The organism is Kitasatospora sp. NBC_01250 (assembly GCF_036226465.1).
In the GTDB taxonomy this organism is placed as follows: domain Bacteria; phylum Actinomycetota; class Actinomycetes; order Streptomycetales; family Streptomycetaceae; genus Kitasatospora.
Genome location: NZ_CP108476.1, coordinates 5,510,806 through 5,524,742 on the forward strand (window position 1 = coordinate 5,510,806; position 13,937 = coordinate 5,524,742).

15 protein-coding genes and 1 pseudogene are annotated in these 13,937 nt (G+C 72.7%); 8 read left to right on the top strand and 8 right to left on the bottom strand.

The window, feature by feature from the left end; translation table 11 throughout:
* Positions 1–69: 69 nt before the first annotated feature.
* On the top strand, positions 70–567 hold the full coding sequence (locus OG500_RS23280) for a GNAT family N-acetyltransferase (protein ID WP_329583143.1): 498 nt from the start codon (positions 70–72) through the stop codon (positions 565–567).
* Here OG500_RS23280 and xseA read toward each other — a convergent pair whose 3' ends face one another.
* Entirely contained in the window at positions 568–1,845 is a 1,278-nt protein-coding gene (xseA, locus tag OG500_RS23285; RefSeq protein WP_327068684.1) for an exodeoxyribonuclease VII large subunit, read from the bottom strand.
* A gap of 10 nt (positions 1,846–1,855) precedes the next feature.
* Positions 1,856–3,220, bottom strand: a complete 1,365-nt coding sequence (locus OG500_RS23290; RefSeq protein ID WP_327068685.1) for an APC family permease — start codon at positions 3,218–3,220, stop codon at positions 1,856–1,858.
* A 97-nt stretch (positions 3,221–3,317) separates the two neighbouring features.
* Here OG500_RS23290 and OG500_RS23295 point away from each other — a divergent pair, with 97 nt between their 5' ends.
* Positions 3,318–4,292 (top strand): 4-hydroxy-3-methylbut-2-enyl diphosphate reductase, encoded by a 975-nt coding sequence (locus OG500_RS23295; protein WP_327068686.1) that lies wholly within the window; start codon positions 3,318–3,320, stop codon positions 4,290–4,292.
* 134 nt (positions 4,293–4,426) lie between these two features.
* Positions 4,427–5,188, top strand: a complete 762-nt coding sequence (ppgK, locus tag OG500_RS23300) for a polyphosphate--glucose phosphotransferase (RefSeq protein WP_327068687.1) — start codon at positions 4,427–4,429, stop codon at positions 5,186–5,188.
* Between the two features lie 57 nt (positions 5,189–5,245).
* Here the strand turns inward: ppgK and OG500_RS23305 are convergent, their stop codons facing one another.
* Positions 5,246–5,848, bottom strand: coding sequence for a DUF6542 domain-containing protein (locus OG500_RS23305; protein ID WP_327068688.1), 603 nt, complete (start codon positions 5,846–5,848; stop codon positions 5,246–5,248).
* A gap of 138 nt (positions 5,849–5,986) precedes the next feature.
* Between OG500_RS23305 and ychF the strand changes: the two genes are divergently transcribed.
* The gene (gene ychF / locus OG500_RS23310; RefSeq protein ID WP_327068689.1) at positions 5,987–7,060 is read left to right on the top strand and encodes a redox-regulated ATPase YchF; all 1,074 of its coding nucleotides are present in this window, start codon (positions 5,987–5,989) and stop codon (positions 7,058–7,060) included.
* A gap of 144 nt (positions 7,061–7,204) precedes the next feature.
* Here the strand turns inward: ychF and OG500_RS23315 are convergent, their stop codons facing one another.
* On the bottom strand, positions 7,205–7,468 hold the full coding sequence (locus tag OG500_RS23315; protein WP_329583150.1) for a type II toxin-antitoxin system RelE family toxin: 264 nt from the start codon (positions 7,466–7,468) through the stop codon (positions 7,205–7,207).
* On the bottom strand, positions 7,461–7,730 hold the full coding sequence (locus OG500_RS23320) for a type II toxin-antitoxin system Phd/YefM family antitoxin (RefSeq protein WP_329583153.1): 270 nt from the start codon (positions 7,728–7,730) through the stop codon (positions 7,461–7,463). The genes OG500_RS23315 and OG500_RS23320 overlap by 8 nt, the downstream gene beginning before the upstream one ends.
* A gap of 383 nt (positions 7,731–8,113) precedes the next feature.
* Between OG500_RS23320 and OG500_RS23325 the strand changes: the two genes are divergently transcribed.
* Both OG500_RS23325 and OG500_RS23330 read left to right on the top strand, forming a co-directional pair.
* A complete protein-coding gene (locus OG500_RS23325) occupies positions 8,114–8,395 on the top strand; it encodes a type II toxin-antitoxin system Phd/YefM family antitoxin (RefSeq protein WP_327068768.1) in 282 nt (93 codons plus the stop codon).
* Positions 8,392–8,646 carry a Txe/YoeB family addiction module toxin gene (locus OG500_RS23330; RefSeq protein ID WP_329583158.1) on the top strand — a complete coding sequence of 85 codons (255 nt, stop codon included), beginning with the start codon at positions 8,392–8,394 and terminating at the stop codon, positions 8,644–8,646. The genes OG500_RS23325 and OG500_RS23330 overlap by 4 nt, the downstream gene beginning before the upstream one ends.
* Before the next feature lie 158 nt (positions 8,647–8,804).
* Here OG500_RS23330 and OG500_RS23335 read toward each other — a convergent pair whose 3' ends face one another.
* The 3 genes and pseudogenes from OG500_RS23335 to OG500_RS23345 form a co-directional block, all read right to left on the bottom strand.
* Positions 8,805–9,467, bottom strand: coding sequence for an HAD-IA family hydrolase (locus tag OG500_RS23335; RefSeq protein ID WP_327068776.1), 663 nt, complete (start codon positions 9,465–9,467; stop codon positions 8,805–8,807).
* Between the two features lie 59 nt (positions 9,468–9,526).
* Positions 9,527–10,659 (bottom strand): annotated as a pseudogene (locus tag OG500_RS23340) (dihydrofolate reductase family protein).
* Positions 10,660–10,694: 35 nt separating this feature from the next.
* Positions 10,695–11,276 (bottom strand): pyridoxamine 5'-phosphate oxidase family protein, encoded by a 582-nt coding sequence (locus OG500_RS23345; RefSeq protein WP_329583161.1) that lies wholly within the window; start codon positions 11,274–11,276, stop codon positions 10,695–10,697.
* 146 nt (positions 11,277–11,422) lie between these two features.
* Here OG500_RS23345 and OG500_RS23350 point away from each other — a divergent pair, with 146 nt between their 5' ends.
* On the top strand, positions 11,423–12,235 hold the full coding sequence (locus OG500_RS23350) for a methyltransferase domain-containing protein (protein WP_329583163.1): 813 nt from the start codon (positions 11,423–11,425) through the stop codon (positions 12,233–12,235).
* Positions 12,236–12,293: 58 nt separating this feature from the next.
* Complete coding sequence (locus tag OG500_RS23355; RefSeq protein ID WP_329583166.1) at positions 12,294–13,751, top strand: DUF4190 domain-containing protein; 1,458 nt, start codon at positions 12,294–12,296, stop codon at positions 13,749–13,751.
* Positions 13,752–13,937 lie beyond the last annotated feature (186 nt).

Here is a 13,937-nt window from a genome sequence, read left to right on the forward strand (position 1 = left end):
TCAGCGTAGGGGCAGGCCCCGACAAATCCAGCTGCGCCCGCGCGGGCCCGCTCGCTACGGTCGGGCGCCATGACCGACACAGGTTCGACGACCGCTGTACGACAGGCTCGGCCCGAGGACGCCCCGGAGCTGGTCAGGCTGCGCCTGCTGATGTTCGAGGCGATGCAGGGCGAGCTCCGCCCCGGCCCCTGGCAGCAGCGGGCCGAGGCGCTGCTGCGCGAGCGGCTCGCCGACCCGGGCCGCACCACCATGCCCGCCTTCGTGGTCGACGACGCCACGGCCCCCGGCCGGCTGGCCGCCTGCGCGGTCGGCACCCTGGAGCAGCGGCTGCCGGCGCCCGGCCACCCCGAGGGCCGCTTCGGCTTCGTCTTCAACATCTGCACCGACCCGGCGCACCGCCGCCGCGGCTACGCCCGGGCCTGCACCGCGGCGCTGCTGGCCTGGTTCGACGAGCAGCGGGTGACCCGGATCGACCTGCACGCGACCGAGGGCGGCGAGCAGCTCTACCGCAGCCTCGGCTTCGCCGAGCACTCGGTGCCGCTCTCCCGCAACCGCCCGCGGCCCTAGCTAGGGAGTCCGCGGCACCTGGCCCTCGTCGGGCCCGTCCCCGTCGGGTCGCGCCGCGGCGAGCCCGTCCTCGTCGAGCCGGCCGACCCGAACCCCGAAGCCGCCGCCCGCCACCCGGGCGTGCAGCTCCTCGCCCGCCGTGAGCAGCGCCGGATCGGTGATCACCTGCCCGTCCGGCCGCTGCAGCACCGCGTAGCCGCGCTCCAGCGTGGCGGCGGGGGAGAGCGCCACCACCCGGGCCAGCGTGTGCCCCAGGTCCGACTCGGCCCGGTCCAGCCGGTGCCCCAGCGTCCGCCGGGCGCGCTCGACCAGCGCCGTGAGCTCCTGCCCCCGCTCGGCCACCAGCCGGTGCGGCGCGGCCAGCGCGGGGCGGGTGCGCACGGTGGCCAGCCCGTGCTCCTCGCGCCGCACCAGCTCGGTGACCATCCGCCGGGCCCGGTCGCGCAGCTGCCGCACCCGGGCCTGCTCCTCGCCCACGTCGGGGACCACCCGCTTGGCCGCGTCGGTGGGGGTGGCCGCCCGCAGGTCGGCGACGAAGTCGAGCAGCGGCTGGTCCGGCTCGTGCCCGATCGCGCTCACCACCGGGGTGCGGACCTGCGCCACGGTGCGGCACAGCTCCTCGTCGGAGAAGGGCAGCAGGTCCTCCACGCTGCCGCCGCCGCGGGCCACGATGATCACGTCCACCTCGGGGTGGTCGTCCAGCTCCCGCACCGCCGCGCTCACCTGGCCAGCCGCCTGCGCGCCCTGCACCAGCACGTTGCGCACCTCGAAGCGGACCGCGGGCCAGCGGCGCCGGGCCACCTCCAGCACGTCCCGTTCGGCGGCCGAGGCGCGGCCGGTCACCAGCCCGACGCAGCCGGGCAGGAACGGCAGCGGCCGCTTGCGCTCGCTGGCGAACAGGCCCTCGTCGGCCAGCCTGCGCTTGAGCTGCTCCAGCCGGGCCAGCAGCTCGCCGAGCCCCACCAGCCGGACCTCGGTGGCCCGCAGCGAGAGGGTGCCGCGCGCCGTGTACCACTCGGGCTTGGCGTACACCAGCACCCGGGAGCCCTCGTGCAGGGTGTCGGCGAGCGGTTCGAGCACCGAGCGGAAGCAGGTGACGACGAGTGAGACGTCGTGCTCGACATCACGCAGCGTCAGGAACTGCATGCCGGTGCGCCGGCTGAGCTGGGTGATCTGGCCCTCCACCCAGACCGCGCCCAGCCGGTCCACCCAGCCACCGATCAGCTGCGAGACCTTGGCGACCGGGAGCGGGGCTTCGGGGGAGCTGCTGTTGGCCATGCCCCTGAGGCTAGCGCGAGCGGCCGACAGCGCCGCCCGATCCGCGCGCCCCGCGCCCCCGCTGGGCCAGCAGCACCAACAGCCCCGCCGCCAGCCACACCGCCCCCACCAGCTGCGCGGTGTGCGTGGCCTGCTGGACCACCGCGACGATCACCGCGATGCCCAGCACCGGTGCGAGCACGTGCCGCAGCCAGTCCCGCGAGCCGTTGCGCACGGCGTACCAGCCGATCACCGAGGCGTGCAGCAGCGCGAAGGCGGTCAGCGCGCCGATGTCCACCACCGAGGTCAGCTGGTCGAGCCCGTCGTCGCGCCCCGCCGCCCAGCCCGCCGCGGCCAGCGTCACCACCGCCGCGACCAGCAGTGCCCGGCGCGGCACGCCCGAGCCCGGGTCCACCACCGAGAGCCGGCGCGGCAGCCGCCCCTCGCGGGCCATCGCGAAGAGCAGCCGGCCGGCCGCCGCCTGCCCGGCCAGTGCGGCGAAGGCGGCGCCGATCGCCTTGCTCACCGCGACCAGCGTGTGCAGCCAGCCGCCGACCGCGCTCTGCACCGTGTCGTAGAAGGCCGAGCCCTGCGCGGCGGGGCGCGCGGCCAGCTGCTCGGGGGTGAGCGGCTCCAGCAGCGCCGCCAGGTAGGTCTGCACGACGAAGAGCACCCCGGCCAGCACCAGGCAGAGCAGCACCGCCCGGGCCACCGCCGCCGACGCGCCCACCGCCTCCTCCACGAACGAGGCGATCGCGTCGAAGCCCAGGTAGGACAGGACCGCCACGCTCACCGCGCTCAGCACTGCCGCCGGCGAGAAGCCCCCGGTGCCCACCAGCGGCGAGAGCAGCGGCCGCGCCGCCCCGTCCCGCACCAGCACCACCAGCGCCGCCACCACGAAGACCACCAGCACCGCGATCTCCATCACCAGCACCGCGAAGCCCACCGCGGCGGCCGTGCGCACCCCGGCCAGGTTGAGCGCGGTGGTGACCAGCACGGCCAGCACGGTCCACACCCACCGCGACACGCCCGGCACCAGGGAGTGCAGCGCGATGCCCGAGAAGAGGTAGGCGACCGCCGGGATCAGCAGGTAGTCGAGCATCGCCATCCAGCCGGCGACGAAGCCGGGCCCCTCGCCCAGCCCGGCCCGGGCGTACGCGAAGACCGAACCGGCGCGCGGCACCGCGCGCACCATCTGCGCGTACGAGAAGGCGGTGAAGCCCATCGCCACGGTGGCCGCCAGGTAGACCGCCGCCACCGCGCCGTGGCTCTTGGCGTCCAGCACCCCGAAGACCCCCACCGGTGCCATCGGCGCGATGAAGAGCAGCCCGTAGACCACCAGATCGCGCAGGCCGAGACTGCGCCGCAGACCACCTGGTCCGACTCGATCGCTCATTCCTCAGATTTGATCACCGAACGCCGGACCCGACCCGCAGGCCCCGGGTTCTCGGCGCGGCACACCGGCCCCGGTGGCCGCCCGTACGATAGGTGCCATGTCGACCACCGCTTCGCGCCGCGTCCTGCTCGCCGCCCCCCGGGGCTACTGCGCGGGCGTCGACCGCGCCGTCATCGCCGTGGAGAAGGCCCTGGAGCAGTACGGGGCGCCGATCTACGTCCGCAAGCAGATCGTCCACAACAAGTACGTCGTGCAGACCCTGGAGAAGCAGGGCGCGATCTTCGTCGACGAGACGGAGGAGGTGCCCGAGGGCTCGATCGTGGTCTTCTCCGCGCACGGCGTGGCCCCCTCGGTGCACGACGAGGCGAAGGCCGGCAAGCTCGCCACCATCGACGCCACCTGCCCCCTGGTGACCAAGGTCCACAAGGAGGCCGTCCGGTTCGCCGACGAGGACTACGACATCCTGCTCGTCGGCCACGAGGGCCACGAGGAGGTGGTCGGCACCATGGGCGAGGCCCCGGAGCGGATCCACCTGGTCGACGGCCCCGAGGACGTCGCCAACGTCCAGGTGCGCGACGAGTCCAAGGTCGTCTGGCTCTCCCAGACCACCCTCTCGGTGGACGAGACCATGGCCACCGTCGGCGAGCTGAAGAAGCGCTTCCCGCTGCTGGTCTCCCCGCCCAGCGACGACATCTGCTACGCCACCCAGAACCGCCAGGTGGTGGTCAAGCAGATCGCCCCCGAGACCGACCTGCTGATCGTGGTCGGCTCCAAGAACTCCTCCAACTCGGTCCGCCTGGTCGAGGTCGGCCTGGAGTACGGCGCCAAGGCCGCGCACCTGGTCGACTTCGCCGAGGAGCTGGACGAGGCCTGGCTGACCGGCGTCACCACGGTGGGCCTGACCAGCGGCGCCTCGGTGCCGGAGATCCTGGTCCAGGGCGTGCTCGGCTGGCTGGCCGAGCGCGGCTTCGAGGACGTCCAGACGGTGCGCACCGCCGAGGAGACGCTCACCTTCTCGCTGCCCAAGGAGCTGCGCCGCGACCTGCGCGCCGAGGCGGCGGGCAAGCTCTGACCGGTGCCGTGGCGACCTGACGCTGTGGCGGCGTCCCGGCTGCTTTCGGGCGCCACCTCTCGTACGGTCGTACGGTGAGGCCCGGCCGGCCGGCCGGGCCCGGACCCGCTCGCTTGTGTCCTTGAGGAGGCGACGTGACGGCACCCGCAGGATCCGTACTGTTCGGCGTGGACATCGGCGGCACCGGCATCAAGGGTGCCCCGGTGGACGTGACCCGCGGTGAGGTGACCGAGCCGAGGTTCAAGGTGCTCACCCCGCACCCCGCCGCCCCCGAAGCGGTCGTCGCCGCGGTGCGCGAGGTGGTCGACCACTTCGGTTACCGCGGCCCGGTCGGTCTGACCTTCCCCGGGGTGGTGGTCGGCGGTCGCACCCGCACCGCCGCCAACGTGGACCAGGGCTGGATCGACCTGGACGCCGAGGGCCTGTTCCGCGAGTCGCTCGACCTGCCCGCGACCGTGCTCAACGACGCGGACGCCGCCGGACTGGCCGAGATCGCGCACGGCGCGGGCCGCGACCAGCAGGGCGTGGTGCTGGTGCTGACCTTCGGCACCGGGATCGGCAGCGCGCTCTTCGTGGACGGCAAGCTGGTGCCGAACACCGAACTGGGCCACCTGGAGCTGCGCGGCAAGGACGCCGAGCGCCGGGCCTCGGCCGCCGCCCGTGAGCGGCACGAGCTGAGCTGGGCGGACTGGGCGGTCCGGGTGGACGAGTACCTGGATCTGGTGGAGCGGCTCTTCTCGCCGCAGCTGGTGATCATCGGCGGCGGCGTCAGCCGCAAGCACGAGAAGTTCCTGCCGCTGCTCAGCAAGCGGGCGGCCACGGTGGTGCCGGCCGAACTGCGCAACGACGCGGGCATCGTCGGCGCCGCGATGGCCGCGGCCGGTCCCGGACGCTGACGCGCCGCCAGGCGCGCGGGCAGTCCCGCTGGCAGGCCCGCCGGATCCGCTGGTCGCTCAGCGGCTGCGGCGGATCCGGCGCTGGGCGACGAACCGCGCGGCGACGATGACGGTGGCCAGCCCCGTCCCGGCGAACAGCCACCCCGCGCGCTGCGCCAGCCCGCCGGCCAGTGCCAGCAGCTGACCGATCACCCCGGGCAGCGGTGCGGGCCCGAGCAGCCCGATGGCCAGTGCGAACGCGATCGGCCCGCTGATCGGCGCGGCCGGCAGGTCGGCGAGCCGCACCCGCACCGCGCTCTGGAAGCAGACCACCAGGAACCCGAGCCCGAACAGCACCCCGAGGCCGCCGAAGAACAGTTGGTCGAGCAGCCCGAAGGCGAGGGTGCCGAGCACCGAGAGCAGGCCGGTGCCGATCGCGGTCAGCCGGGTCGGCGGCCCGGGCCGTCTGGCCGCCTCCGCACCGGACCCGCCCCGCCCCAGCCGCTGCCGCAGCCGGATCAGCGGCGCGGGTCCACCGGAGGTGGGGCGGAGACGGGACGGCCGTACGGTGACGGCATCGCGGGGCGCGGCCGGCCCCGGAACGGCGGCCTCGCGCGACCTGCCGCCGGCTGGCGGTCGGGGTCGGGGCCCGGGCGGCTGGGTTCGGATGCTCTGCTCCACATGCCCAACGTACGGTCCGATTTACATCACCTTGGGTAATGACGCCTCAAGACCTGCTCCGTGTCCTGCCCCGTTAGACTGGGCGGTCGGCCCGTACGGTGCCGCTCCACGCCCTCCAAGCCCACGGGATCTCGCTTCATGTCGCTCACGATCGGAATCGTCGGCCTGCCGAACGTCGGCAAGTCGACTCTGTTCAACGCCCTGACCAAGAACGACGTCCTGGCGGCCAATTACCCGTTCGCCACCATCGAGCCGAACGTCGGCGTGGTCGGTGTCCCGGACGCCCGCCTGGCCAAGCTCGCCGAGATCTTCAGCTCGGAGCGGATCCTGCCCGCCACCGTCGACTTCGTGGACATCGCCGGCATCGTCCGCGGCGCCTCGGAGGGCGAGGGCCTGGGCAACAAGTTCCTCGCCAACATCCGTGAGTCGGACGCGATCTGCCAGGTCATCCGCGCCTTCAACGACCCCGACGTGGTCCACGTGGACGGCAAGGTCTCGCCCAAGGACGACATCGAGACCATCAACACCGAGCTGATCCTGGCCGACCTGCAGTCGGTCGAGAAGGTGCTGCCGCGCCTGCAGAAGGAAGCCCGCCTCAAGAAGGAGTCGGCCGCCACGCTGGCCGCCGCCGAGGCCGCCCAGAAGGTCCTGGAGTCCGGCAAGACCCTCTTCGAGGCCGGCTTCGACGCCACCTCGGTCCGCGAGCTGCACCTGCTCACCACCAAGCCCTTCCTCTACGTCTTCAACGTCGACGAGGACGAGCTGACCGACGAGGACTTCAAGGACGGCCTGCGCGCCCTGGTCGCCCCCGCCGAGGCGATCTTCCTGAACGCCAAGATCGAGTCCGAGCTGATCGGCATGGACGACGCCGACGCCCTCGAACTCCTCCAGTCCATGGGCCAGGAAGAGCCCGGCATGGCCACCCTCGGCCGCGTCGGCTTCGACACCCTCGGCCTGCAGACCTACCTCACCGCCGGCCCCAAGGAGGTGCGCGCCTGGACCATCAAGAAGGGCGCCACCGCCCCCGAGGCCGCCGGCGTGATCCACACCGACTTCCAGAAGGGCTTCATCAAGGCCGAGATCGTCTCCTTCGACGACCTGGTCGACTGCGGCTCCATCCCCGAGGCCCGCGCCAAGGGCAAGTCCCGCATCGAGGGCAAGGACTACGTCATGCAGGACGGCGACGTGGTGGAGTTCCGCTTCAACGTGTGATCGACTCATTACTGCACGCTAGGTGATTCGTCAAGCATGCAGGTCGAAAGGGGTCGGCTCCTCTGGGGGTCGACCCCTTCGTTCGCACCGTGCTGGATAGGTGCTGGATAGGTGCTGGATATCCTGACGCTGGATCAGCCGGTGTCAGGTGCCGTAAACGGTGGAGCGATGCCCGACGTGCACGACCCACACCACCAGCTCCCCGTTGTCGATCGTGTAGACGACCCGGTAGTCGCCGACTCGCAGGCGCCGACGTTCGGGCTGCGACACGAGCGCGGTGGTGTTGAAGCCGAGGGGATCGCTCTCCAGCTCGGTCAGCTTGGCCAGGATGCGCAGTGCAATGTCGCGGGGAATCTTCCGAAGCTCGGCCTGAGCCTCAGGTCGGAATACGGTTCGGTGCTCACTCACTGCGAGCCAGGGTCTCCCTCATGATGTCCTCGATCGGGATACCGGGGGCCGGGTTCGCCATTCGTTCATCGATGATCCGGTTGATCTCGCGCTCTTCCCATTCCTGGTACTTGCGCAGTACCTCGATGGAGACGACGGCGGCGACCTCCCTGCCTCGGCGTGTGATCACCGTGGGCACGTCGTCCCGATCGGCTCGCTCCACGACCTCGGCCAGGTGTGCGCGCACATCCCGGATGGACTCTATGGGCAGTGGCTGCGTCATAGCGCCCAAGCGTACCGAGTGTTCCATGTGTACACAACGCTTCGCTATGTGGGGCGTGATCGCGGTTGCGTGTGCTGGATGCGCTGGACAAGTCCGCACCGTGCTGGATGGGTGCTGGATGACCACTTCCAAGGCTGTGTTCCCGCAGGTCGCAGCCCTGTGCTGAATGTTCCGCTTCAACGTGTGAGCGGATGAAAGAACACCACGTCGCTGACGTGGCAAACATGCAGGTCACAAGGGGCCCGGCTCTACGGAGTCGGGCCCTGCTTGTTTCCCGTGCTGGCATGGTGCTGGGAAATCTGGCTGCCCGTCAGCTGTTCACCCGTCGAGCGAACGTCGAGAGTGGTACGTTATTAGGTACCACTTGAGGGAGGGGTCCGGTCATGTCCATCACTGCGAGCGAAGCCCGCAAGGAACTCTTTCCGCTGATCAAGAAGGTCAACGAGAACCACGAGGCCATCGAGATCGTCTCCAAGCACGGCAATGCCGTACTTGTCTCGGCCGAGGACTACGCGGCGTTGAGTGAGGGCTCGTACCTGCTGCGCTCTCCGGCGAACGCTCGGCGGCTCCTCAAGGCGTATGAGAACGCCCTGGCCAACGTCAACCTGTCCGAGCGTGAGCTGATCGATCCCGAGTCGGCGGACGCGGGTACGGGTGCCGCGTGAGGCTGGTCTTCGAGGATCAGGGCTGGGAGGACTACACATCCTGGCTCAAGAACGACCGCAAGATGCTCGCCCGGATCAACAAGCTCATCGAGGACGTCAGGCGTGACCCCTTCTCCGGGGTCGGCAAGCCTGAACCTTTGAAGTACCACCTGCCTGGGGTGTGGTCGCGGAGGATCGACGACGAGCACCGCCTTGTCTACCTGGTAACGGACAAGGAGATCGTCATCCTCGCTGCTCGGTACCACTACTGACCCGCCCGTGCTGGGACGGTGCTGGGAGGAGCCCCTCCGAAACGACGTTTCCGCAGGTCGCTGCTCTGCACTCAACGTTCAGGTTCAACGTGTGACGCACCGCCAACAGCGCTGTCCACCCATGATGCGGCAAAGCGGCAAGCCGGCAGCGTCCGCCGTCAGGCCGTGACCCGGACCAGGAGGGTGCCGTCCGGCCCCGGGGTGAGGCGGATCTGCTGCAGGGTGTCCACGTGCGCCGTCGGGGCGTGGGCGGCGGCGCGCGGGCCGACGCCGATGACTCGCATGCCCGCGGCGTGGGCGGCTTCGATGCCGGCCTGGGAGTCCTCGAAGACCAGGCAGTGGGTGGGGTCGATGCCGAGGGCGGCGGCGGCTTTGAGGAAGCCCTCGGGGTCGGGCTTGCTGGCGCCGACCGACTCGGCGGTGATGGCGAGTTCGGGCATCGGCAGGCCGGCGGCCGCCATCCGGGTGCGGGCGAGGGCCAGGTCGGCGGAGGTGACCAGGGCGTGCGGGTGGGGGGCCAGTGCGGCCAGGAAGGCGGTGGCGCCGGGGACCTCGACGATGCCCTCGGTGTCCGCGCTCTCCTCGGCGAGCATGATCCGGTTCTCGGCCAGGTTCTCCTCCACCGGCCGGTCCGGCAGCAGGATCGCCATGCTCAGGTGGCCCTGGCGGCCGTGCACCACGTGCATCGCGGCGTCCGCGTCCAGCCCGTGGCGCTCCGCCCAGCGCCGCCAGCAGCGCTCAACGGCGGCGTCGGAGTTGACCAGCGTCCCGTCCATGTCGAGCAGCAGGGCGCGGACGGACAGTTCGGTGACGGCGGACATGCCTGGCTCCTCGGGGCGCGGGAGATTATGTTCCCCGATGATACAAAAGGCGGGCGCGCTCAGCCGAGCAGGTGCGCGTTGACCGCCCGGGCCTCGTCCGCCAGCTCGGCCAGCTCCACCACCCGCACCCCGGCGGCGGTGAGCCGGTCCACGCCCTCGCAGCCGGTGACGAACAGGTCCGGTTCGCGCCAGGCCAGCACCACCCGGGGAATCCCGGCGGCGATCACCAGGTCGGCGCAGGGGTGCGGGCGCGAGGCGCGGCGGCTGCACGGTTCCAGCGAGCTGTACAGGGTGGCGGCGCGCAGCCGCGGGTCGCCGGGCGCCAGCTTGCCGAGGGCGGACTCCTCGGCGTGCACCACCGGGTCCCCCTCGCGGCTGTGGCCCTCGGCGAGCACCTCGCCGTCGGCGCCGACGATCACCGCGCCGACCGAGAAGGCGCCGGCGGAGGGCGGGCACCGCCGGGACAGTTCGACGGCGCGGGCGAGGAAGTCGAGATCGGTCCGGTCGGTCACGGGGTGGACTCCTTGGGGGCGTAGCGGAGCAGGACGACGTCGCCGACGGGCTGGGCCGCCAGCAGCCGCAGCCGCCGGGTGCTCCCGCCGGGGAACTCGGCCGGGTTGACGAAGCGGGGCGCGGTCGCCTGCCCGACCAGCAGCGGCGCGACGGCCAGCTGCAGCTCGTCGGCCAGCCCCTCGGCCAGGAACTGGGTGTGCACCGAGCCGCCGCCCTCCACCAGCAGCCGGCCGACCCCGCGCCGGCCGAGGTCGTCGAGCAGTGCGCCGAGGTCGACCAGGGGGCCGAGCGCGACCACCTCCGCGAGCCCGTCCAGCGTGCCGCGCAGCCGCTCGGCCGCCCGGTCGGTGGTGTACACCAGCCGGCCCTCGCCGGTGTGCCAGAACCGCAGGTCGGGCGCGAGGTCGCCGCGCGCGCTCAGGGTCACCTTGAGCGGGTGGGCCGCTCGCCCGGCGGCCACCCGGGCCGCCCGCCGGTCGGGGTGGTTGACCAGCAGGCGCGGGTTGTCGCGGCGCAGCGTGGTGGAGCCGACCAGGATGGCGTCGCAGTCGGCGCGCAGCTCGTCCACCCGGTCGAAGTCGGCGGCGTTGGAGAGCAGCAGCCGCTCGGGGGAGGCGTCGTCCAGGTAGCCGTCGATCGACATCGCGGCACTGAGCAGCACGTACGGGCGGTTGGGCATGCCCTCCACCGTACGGTGCCGCGGGGCCGCTGCGGTCACGGCCGGGGCGGCAGCGGGAGCGGCAGGCCGGGCAGGCCGTCCACGCTCACCCCGACGTACTCCTTGGCGGCGCAGTAGTCGGCGAACTCCTGCTCGCTCTTGCGGCCGAAGTAGTCGGCGTGCAGCGGGCGCTCCTCGCGGTACTCCAGGAACGGCACCGCGAACCCGCAGGAGTCGCTGATCCGCTCCGCCCGCACCAGCACGATCGCCCGCAGGCCCGGCCCGTCCGCCTCGGGGGCGAAGCGGGTCAGCAGCTCGGCGAAGCGCGGGTCGTCACGGAAGACCGGCTCGCCGCGGCCGTGCACCCGCACCACGGTGGGCGGGCCGGTGAAGGCGCACCACATCAGCGTGATCCGCCCGTTCTCGCGCAGGTGCGCGATGGTCTCCGCGTGGCTGCCGCCGAAGTCCAGGTAGGCGAGGGTCAGCTCGTCCAGGACCGCCAGGGTGCCGGCCCGGCCCTTGGGCGAGAGGTTCACATGGCCGTCCCCGGCGAGCGGGGCGGTGGCGGTGAAGAAGATCGGCTGGGCCTCGATGAACGTACGGAGCCTGCCGTCGATTCGGTCGTAGCTCTTTCCCATGGCTCGATTATTCGCCCGGCTGCTCGGAGCCGGAAAGGTCCATGTCCTGCCGTCCCGTATTGCGAGACAGAATTTCTTGCCAACTGAGACGCTGGTTAAGCTCGAAGGGCCGCTGAAGGCCACACCAGCCATGGAGGGGACCGGTCATGACCGAGCATCGGACTGTCTACACGCACGGCCATCAGGAGGCGGTACTGCGCTCGCACCGCAGCCGCACCGCGGCCAATTCGGCCGCCTATCTGCTGCCCGAGCTGCGGCCCGGGCAGGCGCTGCTGGACGTCGGTTGCGGCCCCGGCACGATCACCGCCGACCTGGCCGAGCTGGTCGGCCCCACCGGACGCGTGGTGGCCGTGGACACCTCGGCCGAGGTGCTGGCGCAGGCCGCCGCCCACGTCGCCGGGCGGGGGCTGGACAACGTCGTCTTCGAGGTCGGCGACGCGCACCAACTGAATTACGGTGAAGGCGAGTTCGACGTCATCCACGCCCACCAGACGCTGCAGCACGTGGCCGACCCGGTGGCCGTGCTGCGCGAGCTGCGCCGGGTGCTGGCGCCGGGCGGGGTGCTGGCCGCCCGGGACGCCGACTACGCGGCCATGACCTGGTACCCCGAACTGCCCGAGCTGACCGCCTGGCTGGAGCTGTACCGGAGCACGGCCCGGGCCAACGGGGGCGAGCCGGACGCCGGGCGGCGGCTGCTGGCCTGGGCGCAGGCGGCCGGGTTCACCGAGGTGGCGGCGGGCAGCTCCAGTTGGACCTTCGCCACACCCGGCGAGCGGCTGTGGTGGGGCGAGTCCTGGGCGGAGCGGGTGCGCGGCTCCGGGCTGGCGGCCACCGCGCTGGAGCACGGCCTGGCCGACGCCGCCGAGTTGGCCGCGATCGCCGAGGGCTGGCAGCGCTGGACGGTGCAGCCGGACGGCTGGTTCGCCGTGCTGCACGGCGAGGTGCTGGCCCGAGGCTGAGCGGCTGGCCGGCGCCCCGGTCGGTTAGAGTCCGCGCATCCATCGAACTGGTGCGCGCATGGGCGGGCAGGGGGGCAAGGGCCTGATGACGGCAGAGGACAAGCAGGACGCGGCGCGGGAGGAGGTCGTGTCGCTCGTCAAGCGACCGGCCGCCACCCCGCCGGCGCCGACGGCGGCTGCCGAGGGCGGGCCGGCCGCCACCCCGCCGGCCGCCACCCCGCCGGCCGCCACCCCGCCGGCCGCCACCCCGCCGGCCGCCACCCCGCCGGCCGAAGCCGGCCCCGCCCCCTCCGCATCACCGATGCCCGCCGACGCACCGCCCGCCGACGCCCCGCCAGCCGCCACCCCGCCCCCCTTCGACCCCTTCGCCCCGCCGTCCACCCCCGGCCTCCCGCCCCACCCGGCCGCCCCGGGGCCCTACGCCCCGTACCCCCCGAGCGCGGCGCACGCCCCGTACGGCGGGTACTGGGGCCCGGCGCCCTACCCGCCACCGCGCACCGGCGTGAACGGCTTCGCCGTCGCCGCCCTGGTCACCGCGCTGACCTGCTTCCTGTGGCCGTTCGGCATCGCCTTCGGGATCACCGGCCTGGTCCAGATCCGCAACCGCCGCCAGCGCGGCACCGGCCTGGCCGTGAGCGGCCTGGTGCTCTCCGGCCTCGGGCTGCTGGCCACCCTCGGTGTGGTGACCACCGCCACGCTCGCCCACAACGCCGGCGGCTCGTTCGCCGCCGACCACGGCAGCTCGGCCGAGGACCTGGGGGTCGGCGACTGCTTCAACCGGACCTCCGGCGGCCTGGTGGACCAGGTCTCCTGCACGGACGCGCACGACGGCGAGGTGGTCGGCCACACCCTGCTCACCGGCCAGGCCTACCCGGACGCGGACGCGCGCAAGAGCCAGGTCGGCACGGTCTGCGACCAGCAGGCGCAGAACTACGCGATGGACGACTGGGCCGTCCCCGACGGCATGGTGGTGCACTACTTCTATCCGGAACAGGCCTCCTGGGACACCGGGGACCGGAAGGCCACCTGCTTCTTCACCGACCCGGACGAGCAGCACACCGGCTCGGTCCGCAAGGACGCCGGCAACGCGACCGCGGCCCAGCTCGACTATCTGAAGGCGATGGACGCCATCGACGAGGCCGCGAGCCGGCGCCCGAGCGGCTCGGCCGCGGACGACCCGGACGGCTACCGCGACTGGGCCGGCGCCCTGGCCACCGTGCTGCGCACCCAGACCACCGAACTCGACGCGGGCAGCTGGGACCCCGATGTCCGCACCGCGCTCGACGCGCAGCTGGCCGAGCTGCGGCAGCGGATCCCGGCCCTGCAGCAGGCCGCCGGTTCCACCGGGACGGGTGACCTGGTGCGCGCGATCGCCCAGGCCGACCAGCACCGCGGCTACGACCAGCAGAAGGCGGTCCGGCAGCTGCTCCAGCTCTCCACCGACGAGTCCTGGCTCAACCCGCCGGCCCAGGGCGGCGCTTCGCCGCGAAGTGACGACGTCCCGCACAGCGTCTGACGTCGGGGCAGCGGTCGGGACCTCACTCAGTACGGGCAGCGCGGCCCGTGGCGGGCAGCGCTGCCCGGTGCCTGTGCGGGACCGGCACCCGACCCCACGGGCACCGGGGGCCACCGCAGTGCCGTCCAGGCCCGGCCAGGCGGGCGCCGGGCCGGCCGCGGTGGCCTCGGCCGACGGCGGCCCGCG

Bases quoted from the DNA above. Each gene is read 5' to 3' on its own strand.
- OG500_RS23280 (WP_329583143.1), top strand. From the start codon at position 70: ATGACCGACACAGGTTCGACGACCGCTGTACGACAGGCTCGGCCCGAG.
- xseA (WP_327068684.1), bottom strand. From the start codon at position 1,845: ATGGCCAACAGCAGCTCCCCCGAAGCCCCGCTCCCGGTCGCCAAGGTC.
- OG500_RS23290 (WP_327068685.1), bottom strand. From the start codon at position 3,220: ATGAGCGATCGAGTCGGACCAGGTGGTCTGCGGCGCAGTCTCGGCCTG.
- OG500_RS23295 (WP_327068686.1), top strand. From the start codon at position 3,318: ATGTCGACCACCGCTTCGCGCCGCGTCCTGCTCGCCGCCCCCCGGGGC.
- ychF (WP_327068689.1), top strand. From the start codon at position 5,987: ATGTCGCTCACGATCGGAATCGTCGGCCTGCCGAACGTCGGCAAGTCG.
- OG500_RS23320 (WP_329583153.1), bottom strand. From the start codon at position 7,730: ATGACGCAGCCACTGCCCATAGAGTCCATCCGGGATGTGCGCGCACAC.
- OG500_RS23325 (WP_327068768.1), top strand. From the start codon at position 8,114: ATGTCCATCACTGCGAGCGAAGCCCGCAAGGAACTCTTTCCGCTGATC.
- OG500_RS23335 (WP_327068776.1), bottom strand. From the start codon at position 9,467: ATGTCCGCCGTCACCGAACTGTCCGTCCGCGCCCTGCTGCTCGACATG.
- OG500_RS23345 (WP_329583161.1), bottom strand. From the start codon at position 11,276: ATGGGAAAGAGCTACGACCGAATCGACGGCAGGCTCCGTACGTTCATC.
- OG500_RS23350 (WP_329583163.1), top strand. From the start codon at position 11,423: ATGACCGAGCATCGGACTGTCTACACGCACGGCCATCAGGAGGCGGTA.
- OG500_RS23355 (WP_329583166.1), top strand. From the start codon at position 12,294: ATGGGCGGGCAGGGGGGCAAGGGCCTGATGACGGCAGAGGACAAGCAG.